This is a genomic window from Pantoea sp. CFSAN033090, from assembly GCF_001264395.1.
Taxonomy (GTDB): domain Bacteria; phylum Pseudomonadota; class Gammaproteobacteria; order Enterobacterales; family Enterobacteriaceae; genus Pantoea; species Pantoea agglomerans.
The window spans coordinates 71864-94910 of record NZ_LGYX01000015.1 but is presented as its reverse complement, the minus strand read 5'-3'; the positions used below and the strand labels follow the sequence as shown (position 1 = coordinate 94910).

Genomic DNA, 23047 nt, shown 5'->3' with positions numbered 1-23047 from the left:
GCCGGGCTGCCGGTGAGATCAGAGAGCAATCGGAAACAGTGCCCCGAGGATCATCGCGCCGAGGATGGCGCCGCCGGTAATGGGCTTGTTCCAGAGATAGAAGAGCAGCGCGCCCAGCAGCGAACCCAGGCCAATCGGAATGGATGCCGCCATGGCTGACAGGATGATCAGCGGCCCCAGAAAGCGCCCCGAGGCATTACCCGCACCCATCATCACGTCTGCGCCGTAAGTTGAGTCGCTCTGATTGATGGTGAATTTACGCGCCAGAATAATCAGGTAGCCAATCGCCACACCAATTACCAGGCCCGTCGCCAGCGAGGCAGCGAAGTTCGCCACCGGGAAGACAATGCCCGCCCCCAGCAGTAGTGCCGGAACGCCCAGCCCGACGCCGGTCTGAATCGCCCCGCCGATATCCAGAATGCCCACCAGCGAGCCTTCGATGATACGAGCGAACAGGAAGCTGGCACCAAAGGCGGCGACCGCGCCGTAGACGCCGGTCTCCATGCCTGCGCGCAGCATCGACACAAACGCCACTTCATTGAACGCGCCGATGCCATAGAGGTAATACATGTGTGTCCCGGCAAAGACGCCAGAAGAGAGCAGGCCAACAAAGATCGGGAAAGACCAGTCGGCGTACCAGAAGCCTTTATTTTCGTTCATCGCATCGCCTCTTATTTGCCGCTGACTGAGTTATGGATCATGTCGAGCCAGCCGGGAATGCCGAGCTGGAAGGACTGCAGCAGCTTCATATCGAAACCACGGAAGAAGCCGCTCAGCACAAACAGCAGCACGATGGCGGTCATCATGACTTTGGTGACCCGGTTCCAGCCGCTCTCTTCCACGCCTTTACCGATCAGGATACCCAGCACCAGTCCCGGCACGGCGTTGCCCATGATCAGCTGCGCCAGACCGCCAAAAATGGTGGCCCAGAAGCCTGACTTTCTGCCCGCGTCGATCGCCGCCAGCCAGAAGATCACCGGCATGACGGTGTTCACCAGCAGGTTAGCGGCGGGCACCAGCACTTTGACCGCCGTGACCTGCAGCGCAGCCGGAACAGCCGAGGCGGTGGAGTTGAGGAAGGCGACCACGATCATGCCGATGATGCCGCAGGCGATGGCCATTTTTTTCGGATCGTGCAGCGTCTCCGCCACATTACGATTCTTCACCATCAAGGCGGCCGCACCCCAGTTTGGAATGATGCGATGATCCACATCCTGAGTGAATGAACCGGCTGCAACCGACGATGCCCAGGCATTGAAAAAGAAGCCAAGACCAAAGGAGAAGTGGGATGCCGGATCGCCCTCGCACGAGTTCAGCTCGCCCAGCGTACGGAAAGCGCCCATGCCCTGAGTGGTTGGCGCGTGGAACATGCGCGCAGCACCCGCACCGACGCCGACCCCTACCAGCCCGCCAATGATCAACGACTTAAACAAAATGATTAAAAACATGTTGTTGTACCTTGTTGTCGTTTTTACCTGCCCAATCGCACGCCGCCGCATCGCCCATACCTGATCATCGCGATGTCGCGACAGCAGAGCATCGGGCAAACGGCTGGCTGGCGTTAACAGGCTCTGTTTTACGATGCCGCCGTGAACGCCACCTGTTCGGTGTCGAAAACGGTGACGCTGACGGTGATCTCCAGCGTGACGCTGAAGCTCCGCCGTTGGCGCGCCAGAAAGAAGAAGAGAAACTTCTCGGTTTTGACGCTCTCCTGCGCGCGCAGCACCCGGACATCCTGAGGTTCAATGCGCAGCAGAATTTTTTGCGTCGCGCGCAGAACCTGGTTCTGCACACGACTCAGGGCATCGGCAAAGGCTTTCGCTTTGGTGTCGCCTTTGCCCTCGACCGTCACCTGGGTAACGTATTGTTCTTTCATAATCAGCTGCCGTGCTTCTTGTTCCAGGCCTGCACCAGCCGCTCACCTAACTCTTCTTTATCCATAAAGCCGAAGCCCAGCACCGTGGCACCTTCATTAATGGCGGTGACGCCTTCGTCGACAGAACGCATGCCATGCTTTGCTTTGTAGCCATATTTGTTCTGAGCGGTGATAGCACCGGCGCCGCCGCTGCCGCAGAACGAGATGCCGAAATCGGCGTTTTCCGCCTTCATCACGTCACCCAGTTTCATGTCAGCGGCGACACCTGGCACCACGACGGCACGGCCACCCGCTTTTTCGATGCCCGCCGCCACTTTCTGTCCTTTACCTAAACGATCACCAATCACTACTGTTACCATCTTATGTTCCTCTCTGGTTGTTTGATCGCGCGACTTCAATATGCACTGACAGCAGCCAGGCCTCTTCGCGGGGCAGATTGCCAAACAGATCGACGACCTGCTGCGCCAGCGCTAACGTTTCCGGCGGAATATCCTCAAACAGCTCCGCTTCCACTTCCGGCAGCGGCTCACCGCTCAGCGAGCGTGACGCCATGGCACCGACATGCGATTGCAGCATCTGCTGCTGAACCGCATTGGGCTGAATACCCTGCTGCTGATAGATCGCAGCAATCTGCGTCATCACGCTGTCAGCCAGCTGTTGCACTTTCTCAGGTGCCGCTTCATACACCGGGACGCCGTTATTACTCACCTTGCTACTCCTGTTAAACCGGATAATTCGCGTTAAAAACAAATTAGCGGTCATCGCCCCGGCTGTGGAGAGGCAACATTTCCAGCAGCAAGTGGAAATTGAAGTGAAGGTTGTGCGTCAGATCGCAGGCTGCATGCTTAGTGCGACACGTGTCGCAGAATGCGTTATTTGATGGATTTAACCGAGAAAAGCGGTGATGTTGTGCGGCGACAAGCCGGACGCGCGGGGGTTCAGGGTGCGGTAATAAGCAGAAGTGATGGTAAAAAACCGCCGGCCTGGCTGGCCGGCGATCTGATTAACGGAATTTCTTATGGTTGGTATTGCGGATGTCGTCGAACTTCGCTGCTTCGCGTTTCGCCCCGTCCACATTGTTGGCTTTCGCCAGCGCACTGACCACATCGATCTGCGCGATCAGCGAGTCGATACCGGCATGGAAATCTTTCACCTGTGGGCTGTCAGCCGGCTGGCCTTCCAGCTTATCCGGCGTGCCCTGTCGCGCATCCTGTGCCGCGGAACGCATTTTGGTCAGCGCCTGCTGCATCTCCTGGGCATTGTCACTTTTTTTGACGATTTTCAGGTTCGCATTCAGTGTATCCATATCCTGCTCCAGATCCGCCGCATAGAGACTGACGCTGGAGAACAACAGAGAAGCCGACAACATTGCAATCACATGCTTACGCATCATTACTTCCTTTTTATTGTGATGAAAAAAAAGCAGCCAACCGGCTGCTTCAGGAATCCATCTTTATTGTCCCGCTATCTTCATCTCAGGCAGTAACACTGAACCGCACTGGATATTGCTGCGGGTTTCAATATCGTCACCGATGGTCACCATATTGCGCCACATCTCTTTGAGATTTCCGGCGATAGTCACTTCGCTGACCGGGTACTGAATAACGCCATTCTCGACCCAGAACCCGGCCGCACCGCGTGAGTAATCACCGGTAATCGCGCTGACGCCCTGACCCATCAGTTCGGTCACCACTAACCCGGTGCCCATCTGCTTCAGCAGGTCGTCAAAGCTGTGGCCCTGGCCCGCAATGCGCCAGTTATGAATGCCGCCAGCGTGACCGGTGCTGGTCAGGCCCAGTTTGCGGGCTGAGTAGCTGGTTAACAGCCAGGTCTGCAGCACGCCATCTTTAATGATATCGCGCGCCTGGGTACGCACCCCTTCGCTGTCGAATGGCGTGGAGGCGAGCCCTTTCAGCAGATGCGGCTGTTCATTGATGGTGAGCCACTCCGGCAGGATCTGCTGACCCATAGAATCCAGCAGGAAGGTCGATTTACGGTAAACGTTGCCGCCGCTGATCGCGCCAACCAGATGACCAAATAAGCCGGTTGCCACTTCTGAGGCGAAAATCACCGGGGCTTTCATGGTCGGAAGTTTACGCGGTGCCAGACGGGAGAGCGTGCGGCGCGCGCACTCTGCACCGACCCACTCCGGGCTCTTCAAATCTTCAAACGCGCGCCCAATGGTGTAGGCGTAGTCGCGCTCCATATTACCATCCTGCTCGGCAATCACGCTGCTGGAGAGCGAGTGACGGCTTGAGCAGTAGCTCTGTAACATACCGTGGCTGTTGCCAAAGACTTTGATGCCGACGTGGCTGTTGAAGCTGCCACCTTCAGTGTTGGTAATACGCTTGTCGGCGCGCAGTGATGCCTGTTCCGCCTGCGCAGCCAGTTCAATGGCGCGGTCAGCATCAATCTCCCACGGATGGTAGAGATCCAGGTCTGGCGCATCATAGGCCAGCAGCTCTGCGTCGGCCGGACCGGCAAAGGGATCGGGCGAGGTATAGCGCGCAATATCAATCGCCGCCTGCACGGTGCGTTTGATCGCGTCCGGGCTGAGGTCGGTCGATGAGGCGCTGCCTTTACGATTCTGATGATAGACGGTGATGCCCAGCGCACCGTCGCTGTTGAATTCGACGTTTTCCACTTCGCCATAGCGGGTGCTGACCCCGATGCCGGTGGTTTTACTGACTGCCACTTCCGCGCTGTCAGTGCTTGCTTTAGCCAGTTCAAGTGCCTGCGCAATGGCCTGCTCCAGTACTTTTCGCTGTTCTGCAACCTGAGTAGATACGTTCATCGACCTGCCGTCTAATCTTATGTGTGAATGATTTGAGTCTATCAGAGTCAGAGAACAATTTCGCAGTCACCCGATAAACTGGTAGGATTAGCCTCTTTTTTTTGGGAGCCCGGAAATGACCAAACAGCCCGATGAGTGGCTCGACGATGTGCCAGATAATGACGAAGAAGAAGATGAAGAGATTATCTGGGTCAGTAAGAGTGAAATTAAACGCGATGCAGAAGAGTTAAAGCGCCTGGGTGCCGAACTGGTTGATCTGGGTAAAAACTCGCTGGATAAAATCCCGCTGGATGAGCGCCTGCGTACCGAAGTTGAACTGGCACAGCGCATCAAGAAAGAGGGTCGCCGCCGTCAGCTGCAGCTGATCGGTAAACTGCTGCGCAGTATTGATGTGGAGCCGATCCGCGTTGCACTGGATAAGCTCAATAATCGCCATAACCAGCAGGTTGCGCTGTTCCATAAACTGGAAATGCTGCGCGATCGTCTGATTGAACAGGGTGATGAAGCGATGGGCGACGTGATTGCGCTTTATCCCGATGCCGATCGTCAGCAGTTACGCAGCATGATCCGTAACGCGCAGAAAGAGAAAGCGGGCAGCAAGCCGCCGAAGTCTGCCCGTCAGATTTTCCAGTATCTGCGCGAACTGGCCGAAGCGAAGTAACGCCATGGCGGGCAGCCTCGCCCGCCTCCCGGCAGCGCATTTATCGATAGATATAGAGAATACCGGTGCGCAACCGCAGCTGGCGTTCGCTCGATGTCGCAGAACGTCCGATATCGCCAAAGGTGACGTAAGGCACCCAGACGCGATCGTTGCCAAGCGCATAATCGAACTGTAACTCCTGTTCGTAATCATCATGTTTATTGGCAAAGAGTTTCGCATCCGCGTGTTTATACACCAGCTTATAGGTGGTGGTCAGCCGATCGCTTTTATTTCGCAGATAGAGATCAAAACGGTTGGCAGTGCGATGCCGGTCAGTATCGCAATAATCAATACCGCCGGTACGGCATTGATCGTCATGCGCATAATCGGTCAGCTCAAGACGATAAAGGCCACCGAGAGACCAGCGATCATTAAATTTATACCAGGGTGCCACACCAAATTTCCATTCAGTGCGCGAGGAGTTAAACTCTGGCTGAATAAAAGGCGACACTGTCCAGTTCCCCCAGTAATACGATTTCAGAAAGGTCACCTCCACCACATTTAACACGGTGTCGTTATAATATTTGTCTTTTGGATCGGCGCCGCCGGTTTTGAATTTGGTTTCGACGCCGAGAAACATATTGTCCGGCAGCGTGGTGCTCAGACCCAGCTTGTCGTAGTGCGTGCGGTCGCGAAGGCGGTACTCATGCCGGTAATCAACGGTGGCCGTGGCCAGCGCCGCAGCAGAACTGCATAACAACGCGGCGCCCAGCAAAAACGACAATGAATTATTATTTCCCATATGAACATCCTTATTAGTGGTAATCAGAGCAATGAATTATCCGAACTCATTCGTTTAACCCATAGTTAACTTATATTTAAAATCCTCATCAATATAAGATCGCGCATAAAGAGAATCTGTTATTTATTCCTTTAACTTTAACGCGTTAATTATTATTCCTCAGTCACTACAGGGATGATGCTAGAAATAACCGGCGAGAGCGGCCTTTCTGTTTCAGACACTAATAAGAAAAATATGGCAACGGCAGGAAGAGTGAGCAGATCGAATTCAAAAATATGCGGGATTTATTGAGAGAATAATATTTCCGGAGATAATGCTTTTAAAAAAAAAGCGCCCGAAACGGGCGCCTGTGACATTATGCCAGCCTGTCCAGCAGCTTCTGGTGGATGCCACCAAACCCGCCGTTGCTCATGACCAGAATCGTGTCGCCTGGCTGAGCGGCTTTGGCCACCATTTCCATCAGGGTATCGATATCCGCGCTCCAGTGCGCAGGCGGAATGCACGCTTCTGCGACATCTGATACCTGCCACGGAATATGGTGCGGCTGGAACAGAAAGACCTCATCAGCACGCGCCAGCGACGGTGCCAGATCGTTCTTGCTGACGCCCATCTTCATGGTATTAGAGCGTGGCTCCAGCACAGCCAGGATACGCGCTCTGCCGCCAACTTTGCTACGCAGGGCAGCCAGCGTCGCCAGAATCGCGGTCGGATGGTGGGCGAAGTCATCATAGACTTTGATGCTGTTCACTTCGCCGCGCAGCTCCAGCCGTCGACGCGCATTGATAAAGCTGTTCAGCGCCTGGCCTGCATCTTCCGGCTTCACACCCACATGGCGCGCGGCAGCAATCGCCATCAGCCCGTTGTGCATATTGTGTTCACCCACCAGCGCCCAGTTCACTTCCCCGACTTTTTCGCCGTCGAGCCAGATTTCCCAGTGAGACGCATCGTTGGTGAGCTTCTTCGCCTGCCAGCGCCCGTGCTCGCCGACGTTCTCCTGTTCGCTCCAGCAGCCCATCGCCATCACCTGTTTGAGGTTAGGATCATGTTCCGGCAGCAGGATCTTGCCCTGGCCCGGTACGATCCGCACCAGATGGTGGAACTGCTTCTGGATCGCGCGCAGATCGTCAAAGATATCGGCGTGATCAAACTCAAGATTATTGAGGATCAGCGTACGTGGGCAGTAATGGACAAACTTGGAACGCTTATCGAAAAACGCGCAGTCGTACTCATCCGCCTCAATCACGAAGAATGGACTTTTTCCTAATTTTGCCGAGACATCGAAGTTTCCGGGTACACCACCAATAATAAAGCCTGGCTCAAGGCCGCAGGCCTCGAGAATCCACGCTGCCATGCCGGCTGTGGTGGTTTTGCCGTGGGTTCCCGCGACCGCCAGCACCCAGCGATCGCGCAGCACGAAATCGTGCAGCCACTGCGGGCCAGAGAGGTAAGGAATGTTGCGTTCCAGCACTGCTTCCACGCAAGGATTACCCCGCGTCATCGCGTTGCCGATTATCACCAGGTCAGGTACCGGGTCAAGCTGACTGGCGTCATAACCTTCTGTTAATTCAATACCTTGCTGTTCAAGCAGAGTACTCATAGGTGGGTAAACGTTGGCGTCTGACCCGGTCACCTGATGACCAAGTGAACGGGCCAGCATCGCCAGACCGCCCATAAAAGTGCCACAAATCCCGAGGATGTGAATGCGCATTACGTGATCCATTACTCAAAAGTTCGGCGCACAGTGTAACGCCGCTCGCAGATGGAAGAAACGGATTAGGACTATGGTTTTTGAAGTTCAATCGGCTAAACTGCGTACGCATCCGTTGGCAGACTGTTACGCGTGCTGCCACTCCATCGAAGATTCAGGGAATGTGTTATGAAAACGTTGGGCGAATTTATCGTCGAGAAGCAGCATGACTTTCCGCACGCTACAGGTGAACTGACAGCGCTGATTTCCGCTATTAAGCTGGGTGCCAAAATCATCCACCGCGATATCAACAAAGCCGGTTTAGTGGATATTCTGGGTGCCAGCGGCGTCGAGAATATTCAGGGTGAGCAGCAGATGAAACTTGATCTGTTTGCCAACGAGAAACTGAAGGCAGCACTGAAAGCACGTGGCATCGTCGCCGGTATCGCTTCTGAGGAAGAAGACGAGTTTGTGATCTTTGAAGGTGAAGAAAACGGTAAGTACGTGGTGTTAATGGATCCACTGGATGGTTCTTCTAACATCGACGTTAACGTTTCCGTCGGCACCATTTTCTCTATCTACCGCCGCGTCAGCGAACCGGGTACGCCAGTTGTTGAAGCGGACTTCATGCAGCCAGGCAACAAGCAGGTCGCTGCCGGTTACGTGGTTTACGGCTCCTCCACCATGATGGTTTATACCACCGGTGCAGGCGTGCATGCGTTTACTTACGATCCGTCTCTGGGTGTGTTCTGCCTCAGCCACGAACGTATGACCTATCCACCAACGGGTTACACCTACTCCATTAACGAAGGTAACTACATTCGTTTCCCGCAGGGTGTGAAGAAATATCTGAAGTTCTGTCAGGAAGAGGATCTGCCAACGCACCGTCCTTATACCTCACGTTACATCGGATCGCTGGTCGCGGATTTCCATCGTAATCTGCTGAAAGGCGGCATCTACCTCTATCCAAGCACCGCCAGCCATCCTCAGGGTAAGCTGCGTCTGCTGTATGAGTGCAACCCGATGGCGTTCCTGGCAGAGCAGGCGGGCGGTAAAGCCAGCGACGGTCAGAAGCGTATTCTGGATATTCCACCGGTCACGCTGCACCAGCGCTGTCCGTTCTACTGCGGTAACGAGGCGATGGTGAACGACGTTGAGCGTTTCCTGGCCGAGTTCCCGGATTGCCGTCAGGGTTAATCCGGCAGGGGTAAGGTAAAATTTTAAAAGCCTGCTCAATGCAGGCTTTTTTATTGTTTCGCTAATAGTGCGTCTCAGCCGCATCGCGATGCTGGTAATAATGGGCTATCTCTTTTTCAGCTCGTTTGCGCATACCTGAATTAGCGGGAAAATGAACTAATCCTGCAAAATATAAAAGCAGCCCCAGAAAACTGATGAATAAGCCAAAAAAGGAGCCAGCAGACATTATGAATATCCCCAATGCCAATGCTGCCAGACCTATAACTAAAAGCATAAAAGCAGTGCAAATTCTGGAGCTTATCTTAGATTTATTGAAATATAGCTTACCACCATTATCGATACTCAAAACATATTGATGGACAGCAAAATACTTAAAATCTGTTATTTCACTCGAATGGTTAATGATGCCAATAACTTCCTGCTGAATTATCCTGTTTTTTATACCATAAATCTGCTGATTCGATAGTGTCACATAACGATTCTTAAGATGCGTTGACTCTTCCTTTTCGATAATTCCATCATTAATTTTATTTTTCAAAAGTTTAATTTTATTGCTAAGTGTATGCTGAAAAACATGTTCGATCTTAATATTTTTAGCAATCCGCCGACATAAATAAAATAAAGTAAGCAATATCACAGCCAACATGACATTAAGAGGCGAACGCTCCAACAGGGAAGTTAGCCTTTCAAGGGTTTCAACGAATACAGTATCCATATTCTCAGTCCTGATTATTTACAATAATGATTTATTATCCATGCTAACTAAAAAAACATTAGATAAAAATAACTTAGGCTCAAAGAACAGTTAACATGTCGACTTTAGTAAAAATGAGAAAAAAGAATGAGCGCATCATAAATGCGCTCACCATTTTTACGCCGTCTGCAACCTGAACTGCGCCATGGTTGCCTGAAGCTGATCGGACTGCGCTTCCAGCGACTGGGTTGCGGCGGTGGCCTGCTCTACCAGCGCCGCGTTCTGCTGCGCCGCCGCATCCATCTGTGTGACCGCCAGATTAACCTGCTCAATGCCACGGCTCTGTTCGTCGGAGGCCATCGAGATCTCTTTCATCAGTGCCGTTACGCGCATGACCTCACCAGAAATCTCATCCATGGTTTCCCCGGCCCGCGTCGCCATCTCGCTGCCCTCTTTCACCCTCGACTGTGAATCACTAATCAGCGTACGGATCTCTTTGGCCGCGTTAGCGCTGCGCTGTGCCAGCGTGCGCACTTCATTTGCCACTACCGCAAAGCCACGGCCCTGTTCGCCTGCGCGCGCCGCTTCAACGGCGGCGTTGAGTGCCAGGATATTGGTCTGGAAGGCGATACCATCAATCACGCCAAGAATGTCGCCGATACGATTGGCACTGTCGGTAATCTCATGCATTTTTTCCATCACATAGCAGACCACCTCCGCGCCGCGATCGGCAGTATCAGAGACCGCGTTAGCCAGCTGGTGCGCCTGCTGGGCATTGCTGGCGTTAAGCCGCACGGTTGCCGTGAGCTGCTCCATGCTGGCGGCAGTCTGCTCCAGCGAGGCGGCGGACTCTTCGGTACGCTGCGACAGATTGACGTTGCCCGCGGCCAGTTCACGGCTGCCGATGTCGATCTGCATACTCGCTTCGCGCACCTGACTCACCGAGGTGCGCAACGACTGCTGCATTCCGGCGAGCGCATGATTAAGCCGCCCCAGCTCATTGTTGCCCGACGGTGGCAGCGCCTGCGAGAGGTCGCCCGCCGCGACCTGCTCAAGATGGAGAATGGCCAGGTTCAGCGGCTGCAGCAGCATCCTACGCAGCAGTTGCCAGGCGAGCACCAGCAGCAGCAGTGTTAATACCACCGCCACGGCGATCAGGATTTTCATTTTGGTTTCGTTGTAGGCCGCCTGCGCCAGCTGGGCCTGCGTGATCTGATCGGCCAGCTGACTGAAGTCCGTGACGGCCTTGTTATAGCTGGCCGCCAGCGTCGCCAGGTTGCCTTCCAGCAATTGGTAATACTCGTCGGTATATTGCTTATCCAGGGCGTTCATCATTGGTTTGATGCCCTGATCGAGATAGGCTTTGTAACTGGCCGAAACCGCATCGGCCAGCTTTTTGCCGTGCGCCGTCACCGTTCCGGCGTCCACAAAACGCTTCAGGCTTTGCTGTGATGTGACCACATCCGCCTGCGACAGTTTTGTTACTGCCGCCCCCTCTTCCAGTAAACCAATTTCAATTTTACGCACCGCCAGCGCGGCGTTAGCGCGGGCCCGCATCAGATCGGCATTGCTCTGGTAAAGACTGTTCAGCTCGATCCCCTGAATGCGGTTGATCACATCCAGCGAGCGATTCCCTTTGTTAATTGCCACGATACCCATAAAACTCACCGCCAACAGCAGCAGTGTCATAAATGCCAGCAATGCCAGCAACCCCGTGCGAAGTGATAACTGTTTCATCCAGATAGTTTCCGTGTATGTGAAAAGGCAAATTTTCCAGCGGCCCTAAAACGGATGAAGTATCGGCAGTAACGGCGCGAAACTTTAACCCTGATTAGTGTTAACAACTTGATCATCACGGGAACATCCATCAAGCTAATCGCCGCTTATCCGTTATCCGGAGAAAAGAATGAAACCAGGATTACTTCTGATGCTGCTGTGCCTCAGCACAGCGGTGCTGGCAGAGGATCTGCCGACAGACGCCTCGCCCGATCGCTGCCTCAATGACGCCTCGACTACCCTTGCCATGAACCAGTGCTACGCTGCGGCCAATCGGGCCTGGGATCAGGAGATGAATAAGCAGTACAACAAACTGATGAAAACCCTCTCCGGCGAACCTAAAAACAAACTGCGTGCCGCGCAACGCGCCTGGCTGAGCTACCGCGACAGCTGGCTTGAGGCGAGCCGCAGCCAGCTCAGTTCACAAGGCTCGCTGGGCAGCGTGGCGCTGAGCGCTCAGAGCCTGAGCCTGGTGCGCAATCAGGCACTGATGTTGCAGTCACTTGGTAAAGGCAGCTGTGCTAACCCCGATGACTGCTGATCGATAACCGGTTTTTGCGCTGGCTGAAGTCAGCGCGCTCATTAACCTTCAGGGAGAAACCATGGCTGCTTACGCCTCGACCATCATTCTGATTTGCCTTGCCGTGCTGAGTTATTTCGTTCACAACAACGCGGTCACAATTTCAATTCTGGTGCTGCTGGCGATTAAAATTACCCCGCTGGCTCAGTTCTTCCCCTACGTAGAAAAACAGGGCATTACCTTAGGCATCATTATTCTTACCGTGGCGGTGATGGCCCCGCTGGCAAGCGGCTCACTGCCCGCCTCTGCGCTGATCAAGTCGTTTGCTAACTGGAAGTCGATTGTGGCGATTCTGGTGGGGATCTTTGTCGCCTGGCTGGGCGGCCGTGGCGTGAACTTTATGAGCGTCCAGCCTTCGGTGATTGGTGGTCTGCTGATTGGTACAGTGATTGGCGTGGCGTTCTTCCGAGGGGTGCCGGTAGGACCACTGATTGCCGCAGGCATTGTTTCGCTGTTTGTGGCGGCTAAGTAGCGTTTGGGCGCATTCCGAAACGCCAAAAAGGGGGCATACTTTCAGAGTCAGTTGGCTATAATAGCCGACACTCAACATACGACTACTGAAGGAATGCCAGATGAGTTTGAACCAGGTGCCAGCAGGTAAAGACCTGCCAGAAGATATCTACGTTGTCATTGAGATCCCAGCGAATGCTGATCCGATCAAATATGAAGTTGATAAAGAGTCTGGTGCCCTGTTTGTAGACCGTTTCATGTCTACCGCCATGTTCTATCCGTGCAACTACGGCTACATCAACCATACCCTTTCTCTGGATGGTGATCCGGTTGACGTACTGGTTCCGACCCCGTATCCACTGGTTCCAGGCTCAGTGATCCGCTGCCGTCCGGTTGGCGTGCTGAAAATGACCGACGAGTCTGGCGAAGATGCCAAACTGGTTGCTGTTCCGCACACCAAACTCTCTAAAGAGTACGATCACATCAAAGATGTGAACGACCTGCCAGAACTGCTGCGTGCACAGATCACCCACTTCTTTGAGCACTACAAAGATCTGGAAAAAGGCAAATGGGTGAAAGTGGATGGCTGGGATAATGCCGAAGCCGCTAAAGCTGAAATCATCTCCTCTTACGAGCGCGCACAGAAGAAGTAATTCTGCTGCCGGTTTGTGAGTCGAAAAAAAAACACCGTCCGGATGGACGGTGTTTTTGTTCAGGCCTCTGGCTCCTCATCGCGCTTCAGCCAGTCACCACTCATGATGCGCTGGCGTCCTGCCACTGAGCGTTGATAGACATAAAGCCATGCACTGCCAAACGGCGTCTGAGTCAGATAACGTTTGTACTCTCCCCCTTTGGTGCGAAGCGCATCCAGCTCCGCAAGGGTTGAGGCATCAATGCGGTACACCTCACAATGTACCGCTCCATTGCCCTCAATCACGCCGGGATAATGGCCCAGACTGTAAAGCTCAAAGCCTTCAATCTGGTGATCACCCAGCCACTGCGCATTCGTCATCCAGTGACTGTTTCCCTGTTTGCGCCGTAAACTGCCGTAGACAATTATTCGCATTGCTAAAACTCAAACTGATAGAGCAAATCGAGAGCCTGATCCACACCGGACACGGCTTCCAGATAGAGTTTAGGCATCAGGCGGTAACGCAAGGTTAACGTCGCCAGTGAATCAAATATGCCAACACCGTATTTTACCTGCAGACCCGGTAGCACATAGCCGCTGACCTGCACCTGCTGGCTGTCGCCAACACCGGCAGTATCAACAGCGAGATTGCTGACACCGAATGTCTCCCCGATTTTACCCACAACCTGCCCACTTTGTGCAACCCCTAAGCCAACAAGTGCTGAAGTGAGGGCGTTACTGTCGCCGTCGCTGCCTAATCCCTGACCGCGCAGCAGATAGGAAAGCGCTTCCTGTTGCGACATCGCCGGATCGGAGAAGACTTCCGCTTTTGGCTCATCCGCCAGGCCAGTGACGCGCAGACCCGCGGTGACGCCATCCTCGGTAGCATCCGGGTTACGGATGGCTTCCAGGTTGACGTAAGGCTGATCCGGCGGACCGGCAAACTGCAGCTCGCCTTTACGCACGATCAAATCCTGACCATAAGCGTGGAAGCGACCGGACGGAATGTTGATCTGACCGTTCAGGCCGAGTCCTGACTTATCCTGCACCATTTTCAGATCGCCATTCAGCTTCGCTTTCAGGCCAAATGCAGAGAGCCGCACATCGTTGCCGACGTGGATCACCAGATTGCTGTTAATCGGAATCGCGGCGGTTTGCGGTGCAATCGGCTTCAGCTGTTTATCCAGCAACACCTCATCCGACGAAACGCCAGTGGCGCTTTCCGGCACTTCCTGCACCGTGATGCGCGCCCATGGAATATCGACCCGGCCATCAAGGTTAAAGGCCGCTGGCGTCGCTTCAAACACCAGATCCGGCGAGACATCCATGCGCACCATCGGCGGCACGGTCACGCGAACCCGGCTGCCCTGTGCCGCAATGCGCGCACGCCAGTTGTCGAGCTGGCTCCAGTCTGCGTTACCGCTGAGGTTGATATTGCCCTGCCCGGTCTGCACCAGCCCGTTCAGGGTGGAGCTCATGCCGTTAAACACCAGATTCAGGTTGGCACTGGTCAGGTCAACCGGCATAAAGTTGCCATCCACATCCACACCCGTCAGGCCAAGCTGACCAAATACCTGCGGCTGCTGCACGCTGCCGCCCAGGCGCAGGCTGCTGTTCAGGCTGCCTTTGATCTTCTCGCCCTGCATCAGTGCCGGATTGAGCATCGCCAGCGAGACATTGCGGATGTTGACGTTACCGCCCAGCGTGCGACGGTTTTGCGGATCGTCGATCTGCACGTTGCCATCCAGCTGACCGTTATTGGCGATGCGGATCAGCCAGTCGAGCTGGGCGCGCCCGTTTCGCAGCGCGGCATTGAGGTTCAGCGTGTCAAAGGCGATCGGCAGATTGTTGCCCTGCACATCCTGCACCACTTTCACGCCGTTGCCCTTCAGCGCCACGGTACCGGTCGGCAGGCTGCCATCGGCAGTCCAGTTGACGCGCACGTCACCGCTGAACAGGCCGCTAAGCTGAGTCGCATCCGGCATAAACGGCTTCACCATCGCCAGGTCAAAGCGATTCAGCACCACATGCGCCTTGCCTGCCGGGCCCGCTTCAACCGGCTCCGGCACACAAATTTGCGCATTGGGGTTCTGCCAGCAGTGTGGGCCGATGGTGGCCGTCTGGCGGCTGTTCAGATAGTCGATGGCCATGGCGCGGGTCAGACGCCACTCACCGACTGGCGTATCAAAGTGGGTGTCGTTCAGCGACCCTTTCCAGCGCTCCGTCTGGCGATCAAAGCTGCCGTTCAGCGCCAGCTGGCCAGAGACCGGTTTGCCCTGCACATTGAGCTTCAGCTGATGCTGATGCTCATTGCCGTCCGCGTTCAGCGTCAGCAGGCTGATGTTCAGCGCATCCTGCTTCAGCTGCTCGACGCGCAGTTGCAGTTTACCCGCCACCTGCTCGCCGGAACGGACGTCGCCATTCAGGGTGACGCGATTGATCTGCATCTGCTGCCAGCGCAGACCACGGGCATTAAGATCGGCCAGCAGCTGCGGTGCCTTCAGGGTACCCCGCGCTTTTATTGTGCCGTTGATGACGCCGCCCAGACCCGGCAGCGCATTGTCGAGCTGGGGTGCGTCGATACTGGCATCGAGATCCAGACTGTCGCCCAGCGCGCCTTTAACATCCAGATGGTTGCGTCCCAGCGCCAGCTTAATGCCCGGCACCGTCCACTGGTTGTAGCTGTTACCGGTCAGGGAGCCATCAGCGGTCACGGCGTTCTGTTTCACATTGCCTTTCAGCTGTAGCTGCGGCACGCTCAGTTGCCAGCTGCCACCATACAGACTGCCGCGGGTGGTGATTTTGCCATCCAGCCTTGCTGGCCAGTCGGGATACTGTTTAGCGGTATTAATTCCCGCCAGCGTCAGCTCACTGCGCCAGCTTATCGCCTTGCTCCAGTCCACCAGCGCGGTGAGATCGATATTGCCCTGCAGCGCAGCCACGCGCAGGCGGTCGAGGCTGAACTGCTCAACGTTGCCTTTACCCGTCAGCGAGATCGTCGCCGGTGGTACAGATTCACCCTTCACGGCAGTCTGCAGCGACATCACATAGTCGGTGGCTTTGCCTTTGAACTGATAGTCCAGGTTATCCGCCTGATACGCTACCGGACCGGTCAGCGGCCAGCGTAACTGCGGACTGGTCAGCTTCAGTGACAGCGGCAGTCCCGCCACCGCCAGCTGGGTCGTGGCGTCCAGCTGCGCATTCACCGGACCGGAGAGGTTCAGCCCCATCTTCAGCTCGTCGCGCATCGCGCCATTAAGTTTCAGCGCGAGCTTTTCGCCTTTAATCGGATCGGTATTCACTGTGCCGTTAAGGGAGAAATCGACAGGCCAGTTATCCGCCAGCGTCGCCTGACCGCTACCCTTCAGGTTGCCGAGGTTCGAGTCCACCTCCAGCGTGCTGAGCTGCATCTGACGATCGGCGGTTCTGGCTTTCAGCAGCAACCGGCTGACGGAAATATCGGTGTCGCCGGTAATGCGCAGCTGTTCACCCAGAATCTGCTGCACCTCAATATCCAGCGGCAGACGGAAATCAGGCATCTCAGGCAGCAGGGGTTGCGCAAACATCGCCTGCAGCGTTTCACCCAGCGGTTTTTCAGCGGGATGTGGCTGCTGGACTTTCGGCTCCACCACCTCGTCATTGACCACTTTCGCCGCTTTCGGCAGCGCAATCAGCAGGCTTTGAATATGGGTCGGGTTCAGCGTCAGCGCACGATCCTGCCACTGCAGGCCGGTGGTGAAGTCGAGCAGCGATATTGCGGTGTCATCAACTTTGACATTGATATTGTGCAGGCCAAAGTGACGCAGCGTGATGGGGTATGGCGTGCTGAGGTTAGTGTTGCCACTCTCCTCTTCCGGCGCTGGTGCCGCAGGCGTCATTTTCTTGCTGTCGACCACCACGCTGATATCGCGCAGGGAGACATCGTTAACGCACACGGAGGAGTGCAGCAGGCAGTTGAGATCCACCGCCAGATGAATTTGCCCGGCATCGACGCTGACGCCAGGCATTTCGTAACGCAGACCGTTAAGGGTCAGGTTACGCCAGCCACCATCGACCTGTTTGATTGACAGGCCCGGCACCCAGCGCGACGCACCTTTCAGCACTAAATGCAGCCCAGGCGTGGTACCGATTAAAAATGCCACCCCACCCAACAGCACGACCAGAAAGATCAGAATGCCGATCAGGACCTTTTTCCACAGCTTCATAGTTCTGGCCCCAGCCCTACGTAAAATTGTAATCCATGCTCTTCGTCATCCCCGATGGGTCTGGCGATATCAAATTTGATTGGGCCAACCGGTGAAGACCAGCGCACGCCGACGCCCGCACCGGTTTTGACGTTACTTTGCTTGATGTCGTTAACCGCTTCGCCCGAGTCGACAAACACCGCGCCCCACCATTTCCCGGTGACGTTGTACTGATATTCCAGCGATCCGGTGGCGAGTTTTGACGCACCGGTGAGTTTGCCGTCATCATCGCGCGGTGAAATGTTTTTATATTTGTAGCCACGAATACTGCGGTCACCACCGGCAAAGAAGCGCAGATCCGGCGGCACTTTTTCGAAGTCGTTGGTTTCGATCCAGCCCAGATTGCCGCGCGCCACAAAGCGATGACTGTCGCCAAGGGTACGGATCCAGACGTTTTGCGCCTGCAGGATCAGGAAGTCGACGTCTGAACCCCAGGTGGTATCAGAGACGTCTGCCGAATAGCGCTGTGAATCGCCCCATGTCGGCATCAGGCCGCCACGGGAACGGGTACGGTTTACGCTGACGCCGGGATAGAGCAGCATAGTGGTGTTGGTCACGCTGCCCTGAGTAAAGTGATCCAGGCTCCAGCGCAGGTTGACCGCCTTCTGCCAGCCGCTGCTGCTGTCCCAGTTGCGCGACATCGCAAGCGTCGTGGTATCCGCTTTGGTGTCGTTGAGGTCGGTGCGCTTCAGGCCGCCGGAGAAGGTGTAGTACTGCTCAAGCGGGCTTTTCAGCAGCGGTACTTTGTAGCTGAGATCGACCTGCTGTTCCGGCGCGGAAACGTAGGCGCTGGCCGCCAGGCTGTGGCCGCTGTCGTTGATCCACGGTTTTTTCCAGGTCCCTTTCAGGCGCGGACCGACGTCTGTGGAATAGCCGACGCCGGTTTCAATGGTGTTTTCGGTGCGGGGTGACATTACTGCGCTCAGCGGCAGCACTTTGGTCTGTCGTCCCTTGCTGAATTCCGGCGCGACCACCACCGAATTAAACCAGCCGGTAGCGGAGAGGCGGCGATTCAGCTCGGCTAAATCGCGGGAGCTGTAGTAGTCCCCCTCTTTAAACGGCACCAGGTTTTGCAGGTACTCTTCGCGAATTTGCGATCCCTGGAAAGTAACGTCGCCGAAGCGATAGCGTTCGCCACTGTCGTAGTCGATATCCCAGAACGCTTCACGCCGCTCAACCGAGACACCAAGCTGGCTTTTTTTAAACGTGCCGTCGAAATAGCCGTTACGCAGTGCGAGATTAGAGAAGCCGCTTTTGAATTTGTCATATTGCCCGTGGTTAAGCTGGCTGCCCACTTCAGGGCGTCCCTGCTTCACCCAGGCTTTGTAATCCGCGTCATTGCGCGCATCGCCTTCGACCACAATCGTGCTGCCGCCGATTTTTACCGGTTCACCAGGCGTTACGTGTGCCACTAATACCGGTCGTCCACCCTGCGCAGGCGCGGGGCGGGATTCGAAATCGATGGTGGGCTCGTAATAACCGAGCGCGCGCAGCCCCTCTTTTATCGCAACAGAAACGCGCGCGCGAAAGCGGCCATCATTAGAGACCTCATCGCTGCCGATGGTGGACAGACGCGCTCTGACATTCTTTTGCAGATCCCCGGATAAGCCGTCTACCTGTAATCGCACTGTCGCCGCCTCAAGGGCGGGCGCGGCAAGCAGCAGGCCAGCCATGCAATAAACATAAAATCGTGGCACCTGTACTCCTGTTAATCATGCCGGCCCCTTTTCCGCGGGGCGCTTATTAATCTTCTTTGCCCGCACTACCGCAACGGCAACATCCTCATCATAGCCGCACTTTATGGCAAACGGCGGAGCAACTCTGACATCTAAGTCAAATAACGGGGCTATTGTCGGTAAATGGGGTGAGCGATACAACTCCTGCGGGTCGGAATGATCAGTCCGATATGACTCACTCAGATAAATCCGAGTCTGTAACCGGCCGCTCTGGCTGCTAATGCGCCCTTAAGCAGCGGTTTGCCCTCTGGCGGCGCAATGAGCGCTCCTGCTATAATCGGCCACCACAGGCATGCCGCCTGTTTTCATTTCTGCCCCGACATGTCGTTTGTTGTCGAACTGGCGCAGACATTTTTGGCACGGATAGCTTTGTTTCACGGATAAACCAACTCTGTTTGCGCTTACCCACGCTGCCCAGGCCAAAAATGACAAGTGGATAACCCTTTGGATCTCATATGTTAGATAGCTTACTTGTCATTCTGTTACTGATCGTAATCAGTGCCTTTTTCTCTCTGTCGGAGATCTCGCTGGCGGCCGCCCGTAAGATCAAACTGAAACTGCTGGCCGATGAAGGCAACGTAAATGCGCAGCGCGTGCTGAAAATGCAGGAAACACCGGGCATGTTCTTCACCGTGGTGCAGATTGGCCTCAACGCCGTCGCCATCCTGGGGGGTATTGTCGGCGATGCGGCGTTTTCGCCGGTTTTCAGCGGCCTGTTTAACCGGTTTGTCTCGCCGGAACTGGCGGAGCAGCTCAGCTTTATCTGCTCCTTCACCATCGTCACCAGCCTGTTTATCCTGTTTGCTGACTTAACCCCAAAGCGGGTCGGCATGGTCGCACCGGAAACCATCGCGCTGCGCATCATCAACCCGATGCGTTTCTGCCTGCTGATAATGCGTCCGTTGGTGTTTCTGTTTAATGGCCTGGCTAACGTCTTCTTCCGTATTTTCAAGCTGCCGATGGTGCGTAAAGATGACATCACCTCCGACGATATCTACGCGGTGGTTGAAGCGGGTGCGCTGGCTGGCGTGCTGCGTAAGCAGGAGCATGAGCTGATTGAAAACGTGTTTGAGCTGGAGTCACGTACCGTTCCCTCCTCCATGACCTCACGTGAGAATATTGTCTGGTTTGATCTGCACGAAGATGAGACCAGCCTCAAAACCAAAATCGCCCAGCATCCTCACTCGAAGTTTCTGGTCTGCAGCGGCGATATCGACCATATCGTTGGCTATGTCGACTCCAAAGAGCTGCTGCTGCGCGTGCTGGGTAATCAGAGCATGGCGCTGAACAGCGGCCTGCAGATTCGCTCGGCGCTGATCGTGCCGGACACGCTGACCCTCTCTGAAGCACTGGAAAGTTTTAAAACCGCCGGAGAAGATTTCGCGGTGATCATGAACGAATATGCGCTGGTTGTGGGCATTATTACCCTGAATGATGTGATGACCACGCTGATGGGCGATCTGGTTGGTCAGGGTATGGAAGAGCAGATTGTAGCGCGCGATGAGAATTCATGGCTGGTTGAAGGCGGTACGCCGATTGATGACGTAATGCGCGTGCTGGACATTGATGATTTCCCGCAGTCAGGCAACTACGAAACCATCGGCGGCTTTATGATGTATATGTTGCGTAAGATTCCGAAACGTACCGATTTTGTGAAGTTTGCTGGCTACAAGTTCGAGGTGGTGGATATTGATAGCTATCGCATCGATCAGCTGCTGGTCACCCGCATCGATGAACGACCGCCGGTGCTGAGCATGACAAAAAGCGAAGAAGAGTAGAATGACCAGCAGTCTGGACACGGACAGCGCGGAACAACCGGAATGTGACGTAGTCTGTGAGAATTGTTGGCACTGCTCAGGTTCAGAGTGACAAATAAAATGGCCTGACTGGCCAGACACTAAGGGCGCCATCGGCGCCCTTATGATTAGTTGAACTCAAGTTTGAGACGAACGACCTGGCGGTTAATTTCTGACATCACGCTCAGGTGCTGTTTGTCTTTGACGCGCGGGATTAATACTTTCCCTTTGTCGAACTCGAACGCGCCGACGTCCTTGATATACAACCTTCCTTTGAACAGCGTTTTTACATATTTCGCTATTTGTAGCGGATTATAGCGCTGGAAGATCTTCATACTGACTAACTCCTGTACATTTTTAAGCACGCTTCGCCGTTTCCAAATTTGGTTCCAGCCCATGAAGCGCGAATTCGCGATAACTATAGAACACTCAAACCTACTAATGTTCCTAAAAGTGATTTTTTTTACTGAATTGACACATCATTACAGAACACTCTGTTATCAGGCTCACACAACACAGTATAAACCTTCGTTGGTTAAGGAATTGTGGCGGCCATAACAAACCTGACACCTTTCCAGGACAGGCGCATCATCCCTGCTTACTATTGCAGTAAAATGACTAACTGGTCTGATCACTCAAGGAAATAGCAATGCGAATAATTCTGGCAGCTGTAGCGTTGTCTTTACTGATACCGGCAAGCGTGATGGCTCATGACCTCAGGCAGGATATGCGGGTACCGGCCGTTGGCGTGAACGACAAAGGCGAGCTGTTATTGCAGCAGGATAAGTTTAGCTACAAAAACTGGAATAGCGCGCAGCTCGGCGGAAAAGTTCGCGTGGTTCAGCACATCGCGGGTCGCTCATCCGCTAAAGAGATGAATGCCGCATTGATCGAGGCGATTAAGGCCGCGAAGCTGCCGCATGATCGCTATCAGACCACCACCATCGTGAATACAGATGATGCCATTCCCGGTACGGGCATGTTTGTGCGCAGCAGCGTCGAGACTAACAAGCAGCAATATCCGTGGTCGCAGTTTGTTGTCGACAGCAAGGGCAATGTGCAGCATGCCTGGCAGTTACAGCCGGGCGGTTCCGCCATTGTGGTGCTGGATAAGCAGGGTAAGGTGAAATTTGTGAAGGATGGATCGCTGACGCAGGATGAAGTGACAAAAGTGATTACGCTGGTCACCTCCCTGCTGAAGGATTAATCGCTGAAGCCCCGGTGGGGAGAGCATCGCCCGCCGGGGCTTCAGCCTTCAGCAGGCTGGGCGCTCAGACAGCGTTAAAACAGTGAAACGCGGAAGCCAGGATTAAGGAAGGATTCGCGCGGCGCGTAGTCCAGAGTTTTACCCTGCCAGTCGTGCACATGCGCGCCCGCCGCCATCGCCACGGCATGGCCCGCGCCGGTATCCCAGATGTTGGTGGGTCCGAAACGGGGATAGAGCTGGGCTTTTCCTTCTGCCACCAGGCAGAATTTCAGTGAGGATCCGGTCGCGACGGTCTGATGTTCTCCTAACTGCTTCAGGTACTCTTTCATCTCATCGTCGTCGCCATGTGAACGGCTCACCACCACCAGCGGAGGACGCGCATCACGGACATGAATCTGTTCACGCTGACCGCCCTCCTCTTTCCACGCTTTGCCGTCTGCAGCGGAATACATCAGGCCCAGCACCGGCGCATAGACTACGCCCATTACCGGCTTGCCTGCTTCGATTAGCGCAATATTAACGGTAAATTCGCCGTTACGCTTGATGAACTCTTTGGTGCCATCCAGCGGATCGACCAGCCAGTAGCGCTGCCAGTGCTGACGCACCTCCCAGGCTGGCGGATCTTCTTCTGACAGCACCGGCACATCAGGCGTTAACTGTGTCAGGCCCGCGAGGATCACCTCGTGTGCAGCGATATCCGCGGCGGTCACCGGCGAATCATCCGATTTGTGAGAAACGTCAAGCGGCGCGGCACCGTTATAGACCTGCATAATCGCGTCGCCTGCTTCGCGTGCCAGTTGGCAGATTTGCTCTAACATTTTTCACCTCATTGTGTCTGTCTGCTGCAGGATCAGCTCATCGTCAGATAGTGACATTTTAGCAGTTCCGCCTGAAGTACCCATTTACAGGCACTTTGGCGATTCAATTTATAGATATA

Annotated in this window: 23 protein-coding genes; 7 read left to right on the top strand and 16 right to left on the bottom strand. The window is 54.7% G+C overall.

All coding sequences use genetic code 11. From position 1 onward, the window contains the following. Positions 1-18 precede the first annotated feature (18 nt). The 7 genes from AFL22_RS14815 to pmbA all read right to left on the bottom strand — a co-directional run bounded on the left by AFL22_RS14815 (position 19) and on the right by pmbA (position 4670). Complete coding sequence (locus AFL22_RS14815; RefSeq protein WP_010256482.1) at positions 19-660, bottom strand: DUF4310 family protein; 642 nt, start codon at positions 658-660, stop codon at positions 19-21. A gap of 11 nt (positions 661-671) precedes the next feature. Continuing rightward, the gene (locus AFL22_RS14810) at positions 672-1448 is read right to left on the bottom strand and encodes a DUF4311 domain-containing protein (protein WP_010256480.1); all 777 of its coding nucleotides are present in this window, start codon (positions 1446-1448) and stop codon (positions 672-674) included. Between the two features lie 128 nt (positions 1449-1576). After that, positions 1577-1876 carry a DUF4312 family protein gene (locus tag AFL22_RS14805; RefSeq protein ID WP_010256479.1) on the bottom strand — a complete coding sequence of 100 codons (300 nt, stop codon included), beginning with the start codon at positions 1874-1876 and terminating at the stop codon, positions 1577-1579. Between the two features lie 2 nt (positions 1877-1878). Further along, positions 1879-2235 (bottom strand): SFCGS family glycine-rich protein, encoded by a 357-nt coding sequence (locus AFL22_RS14800; RefSeq protein ID WP_010256477.1) that lies wholly within the window; start codon positions 2233-2235, stop codon positions 1879-1881. A gap of 1 nt (position 2236) precedes the next feature. Further along, positions 2237-2584, bottom strand: a complete 348-nt coding sequence (locus tag AFL22_RS14795) for a glycine dehydrogenase (protein WP_022623928.1) — start codon at positions 2582-2584, stop codon at positions 2237-2239. A 295-nt stretch (positions 2585-2879) separates the two neighbouring features. After that, positions 2880-3266, bottom strand: a complete 387-nt coding sequence (gene cybC / locus AFL22_RS14790) for a cytochrome b562 (RefSeq protein ID WP_052271682.1) — start codon at positions 3264-3266, stop codon at positions 2880-2882. Positions 3267-3329: 63 nt separating this feature from the next. Further along, positions 3330-4670, bottom strand: coding sequence for a metalloprotease PmbA (pmbA, locus tag AFL22_RS14785; protein WP_010256470.1), 1341 nt, complete (start codon positions 4668-4670; stop codon positions 3330-3332). 115 nt (positions 4671-4785) lie between these two features. Here pmbA and yjgA point away from each other — a divergent pair, with 115 nt between their 5' ends. Next, on the top strand, positions 4786-5331 hold the full coding sequence (gene yjgA / locus AFL22_RS14780; RefSeq protein WP_010256467.1) for a ribosome biogenesis factor YjgA: 546 nt from the start codon (positions 4786-4788) through the stop codon (positions 5329-5331). Between the two features lie 40 nt (positions 5332-5371). Here yjgA and AFL22_RS14775 read toward each other — a convergent pair whose 3' ends face one another. Next, positions 5372-6112: an oligogalacturonate-specific porin KdgM family protein gene (locus tag AFL22_RS14775; RefSeq protein ID WP_010256466.1), complete on the bottom strand. Its 741-nt coding sequence runs from the start codon at positions 6110-6112 to the stop codon at positions 5372-5374. Between the two features lie 355 nt (positions 6113-6467). Beyond that, positions 6468-7820: a UDP-N-acetylmuramate:L-alanyl-gamma-D-glutamyl-meso-diaminopimelate ligase gene (mpl, locus tag AFL22_RS14770; protein WP_052271681.1), complete on the bottom strand. Its 1353-nt coding sequence runs from the start codon at positions 7818-7820 to the stop codon at positions 6468-6470. Between the two features lie 168 nt (positions 7821-7988). Here mpl and fbp point away from each other — a divergent pair, with 168 nt between their 5' ends. Further along, the gene (fbp, locus tag AFL22_RS14765) at positions 7989-8996 is read left to right on the top strand and encodes a class 1 fructose-bisphosphatase (RefSeq protein WP_010256459.1); all 1008 of its coding nucleotides are present in this window, start codon (positions 7989-7991) and stop codon (positions 8994-8996) included. A 61-nt stretch (positions 8997-9057) separates the two neighbouring features. Here the strand turns inward: fbp and AFL22_RS14760 are convergent, their stop codons facing one another. Together AFL22_RS14760 and AFL22_RS14755 are read right to left on the bottom strand one after the other, a co-directional pair. Further along, the gene (locus AFL22_RS14760) at positions 9058-9711 is read right to left on the bottom strand and encodes a hypothetical protein (protein ID WP_052271680.1); all 654 of its coding nucleotides are present in this window, start codon (positions 9709-9711) and stop codon (positions 9058-9060) included. Between the two features lie 156 nt (positions 9712-9867). After that, a complete protein-coding gene (locus AFL22_RS14755; protein WP_052271679.1) occupies positions 9868-11427 on the bottom strand; it encodes a methyl-accepting chemotaxis protein in 1560 nt (519 codons plus the stop codon). A gap of 169 nt (positions 11428-11596) precedes the next feature. Here AFL22_RS14755 and AFL22_RS14750 point away from each other — a divergent pair, with 169 nt between their 5' ends. From AFL22_RS14750 to ppa, 3 genes are all read left to right on the top strand, one after another. Continuing rightward, the gene (locus tag AFL22_RS14750; protein WP_033780638.1) at positions 11597-12007 is read left to right on the top strand and encodes a lysozyme inhibitor LprI family protein; all 411 of its coding nucleotides are present in this window, start codon (positions 11597-11599) and stop codon (positions 12005-12007) included. A gap of 61 nt (positions 12008-12068) precedes the next feature. Continuing rightward, complete coding sequence (locus AFL22_RS14745) at positions 12069-12518, top strand: DUF441 domain-containing protein (RefSeq protein WP_003855520.1); 450 nt, start codon at positions 12069-12071, stop codon at positions 12516-12518. A 100-nt stretch (positions 12519-12618) separates the two neighbouring features. After that, a complete protein-coding gene (ppa, locus tag AFL22_RS14740) occupies positions 12619-13149 on the top strand; it encodes an inorganic diphosphatase (protein ID WP_003855519.1) in 531 nt (176 codons plus the stop codon). A gap of 59 nt (positions 13150-13208) precedes the next feature. Here the strand turns inward: ppa and AFL22_RS14735 are convergent, their stop codons facing one another. Genes AFL22_RS14735 through AFL22_RS14725 form a run of 3 tightly spaced genes read right to left on the bottom strand, consistent with a single transcriptional unit; the run spans position 13209 to position 19044 of the window. Continuing rightward, entirely contained in the window at positions 13209-13562 is a 354-nt protein-coding gene (locus tag AFL22_RS14735; protein WP_010256451.1) for a gamma-glutamylcyclotransferase, read from the bottom strand. 2 nt (positions 13563-13564) lie between these two features. Then, positions 13565-17332: a translocation/assembly module TamB domain-containing protein gene (locus tag AFL22_RS14730; protein WP_033758895.1), complete on the bottom strand. Its 3768-nt coding sequence runs from the start codon at positions 17330-17332 to the stop codon at positions 13565-13567. Then, a complete protein-coding gene (locus tag AFL22_RS14725; protein ID WP_154210861.1) occupies positions 17329-19044 on the bottom strand; it encodes an autotransporter assembly complex family protein in 1716 nt (571 codons plus the stop codon). Before AFL22_RS14725 ends, AFL22_RS14730 begins: the two co-directional genes overlap by 4 nt. 518 nt (positions 19045-19562) lie before the next feature. On the opposite strand from AFL22_RS14725, the gene AFL22_RS14720 reads away from it, so the two are divergent. Then, the gene (locus tag AFL22_RS14720; protein ID WP_010256442.1) at positions 19563-20885 is read left to right on the top strand and encodes a hemolysin family protein; all 1323 of its coding nucleotides are present in this window, start codon (positions 19563-19565) and stop codon (positions 20883-20885) included. 146 nt (positions 20886-21031) lie between these two features. On the opposite strand, the gene AFL22_RS14715 is transcribed toward AFL22_RS14720, so the two are convergent. Continuing rightward, positions 21032-21238, bottom strand: a complete 207-nt coding sequence (locus AFL22_RS14715) for a DUF1107 domain-containing protein (protein ID WP_003855513.1) — start codon at positions 21236-21238, stop codon at positions 21032-21034. A gap of 314 nt (positions 21239-21552) precedes the next feature. On the opposite strand from AFL22_RS14715, the gene AFL22_RS14710 reads away from it, so the two are divergent. Next, positions 21553-22110, top strand: a complete 558-nt coding sequence (locus AFL22_RS14710; protein WP_022623931.1) for a YtfJ family protein — start codon at positions 21553-21555, stop codon at positions 22108-22110. A gap of 74 nt (positions 22111-22184) precedes the next feature. On the opposite strand, the gene cysQ is transcribed toward AFL22_RS14710, so the two are convergent. Further along, positions 22185-22928, bottom strand: coding sequence for a 3'(2'),5'-bisphosphate nucleotidase CysQ (gene cysQ / locus AFL22_RS14705; protein ID WP_052271678.1), 744 nt, complete (start codon positions 22926-22928; stop codon positions 22185-22187). Positions 22929-23047 lie beyond the last annotated feature (119 nt).

What these genes read in the sequence shown, in the direction of transcription:
- AFL22_RS14760 (WP_052271680.1), bottom strand. Translation starts at nt 9,711, where the DNA reads ATGGATACTGTATTCGTTGAAACCCTTGAAAGGCTAACTTCCCTGTTG.
- AFL22_RS14800 (WP_010256477.1), bottom strand. Translation starts at nt 2,235, where the DNA reads ATGGTAACAGTAGTGATTGGTGATCGTTTAGGTAAAGGACAGAAAGTG.
- cybC (WP_052271682.1), bottom strand. Translation starts at nt 3,266, where the DNA reads ATGCGTAAGCATGTGATTGCAATGTTGTCGGCTTCTCTGTTGTTCTCC.
- cysQ (WP_052271678.1), bottom strand. Translation starts at nt 22,928, where the DNA reads ATGTTAGAGCAAATCTGCCAACTGGCACGCGAAGCAGGCGACGCGATT.
- AFL22_RS14805 (WP_010256479.1), bottom strand. Translation starts at nt 1,876, where the DNA reads ATGAAAGAACAATACGTTACCCAGGTGACGGTCGAGGGCAAAGGCGAC.
- AFL22_RS14810 (WP_010256480.1), bottom strand. Translation starts at nt 1,448, where the DNA reads ATGTTTTTAATCATTTTGTTTAAGTCGTTGATCATTGGCGGGCTGGTA.
- AFL22_RS14725 (WP_154210861.1), bottom strand. Translation starts at nt 19,044, where the DNA reads ATGGCTGGCCTGCTGCTTGCCGCGCCCGCCCTTGAGGCGGCGACAGTG.
- pmbA (WP_010256470.1), bottom strand. Translation starts at nt 4,670, where the DNA reads ATGAACGTATCTACTCAGGTTGCAGAACAGCGAAAAGTACTGGAGCAG.
- AFL22_RS14745 (WP_003855520.1), top strand. Translation starts at nt 12,069, where the DNA reads ATGGCTGCTTACGCCTCGACCATCATTCTGATTTGCCTTGCCGTGCTG.
- yjgA (WP_010256467.1), top strand. Translation starts at nt 4,786, where the DNA reads ATGACCAAACAGCCCGATGAGTGGCTCGACGATGTGCCAGATAATGAC.
- AFL22_RS14730 (WP_033758895.1), bottom strand. Translation starts at nt 17,332, where the DNA reads ATGAAGCTGTGGAAAAAGGTCCTGATCGGCATTCTGATCTTTCTGGTC.
- AFL22_RS14710 (WP_022623931.1), top strand. Translation starts at nt 21,553, where the DNA reads ATGCGAATAATTCTGGCAGCTGTAGCGTTGTCTTTACTGATACCGGCA.
- AFL22_RS14715 (WP_003855513.1), bottom strand. Translation starts at nt 21,238, where the DNA reads ATGAAGATCTTCCAGCGCTATAATCCGCTACAAATAGCGAAATATGTA.
- ppa (WP_003855519.1), top strand. Translation starts at nt 12,619, where the DNA reads ATGAGTTTGAACCAGGTGCCAGCAGGTAAAGACCTGCCAGAAGATATC.
- fbp (WP_010256459.1), top strand. Translation starts at nt 7,989, where the DNA reads ATGAAAACGTTGGGCGAATTTATCGTCGAGAAGCAGCATGACTTTCCG.
- AFL22_RS14815 (WP_010256482.1), bottom strand. Translation starts at nt 660, where the DNA reads ATGAACGAAAATAAAGGCTTCTGGTACGCCGACTGGTCTTTCCCGATC.
- AFL22_RS14775 (WP_010256466.1), bottom strand. Translation starts at nt 6,112, where the DNA reads ATGGGAAATAATAATTCATTGTCGTTTTTGCTGGGCGCCGCGTTGTTA.
- AFL22_RS14735 (WP_010256451.1), bottom strand. Translation starts at nt 13,562, where the DNA reads ATGCGAATAATTGTCTACGGCAGTTTACGGCGCAAACAGGGAAACAGT.
- AFL22_RS14750 (WP_033780638.1), top strand. Translation starts at nt 11,597, where the DNA reads ATGAAACCAGGATTACTTCTGATGCTGCTGTGCCTCAGCACAGCGGTG.
- AFL22_RS14755 (WP_052271679.1), bottom strand. Translation starts at nt 11,427, where the DNA reads ATGAAACAGTTATCACTTCGCACGGGGTTGCTGGCATTGCTGGCATTT.
- AFL22_RS14720 (WP_010256442.1), top strand. Translation starts at nt 19,563, where the DNA reads ATGTTAGATAGCTTACTTGTCATTCTGTTACTGATCGTAATCAGTGCC.
- mpl (WP_052271681.1), bottom strand. Translation starts at nt 7,820, where the DNA reads ATGCGCATTCACATCCTCGGGATTTGTGGCACTTTTATGGGCGGTCTG.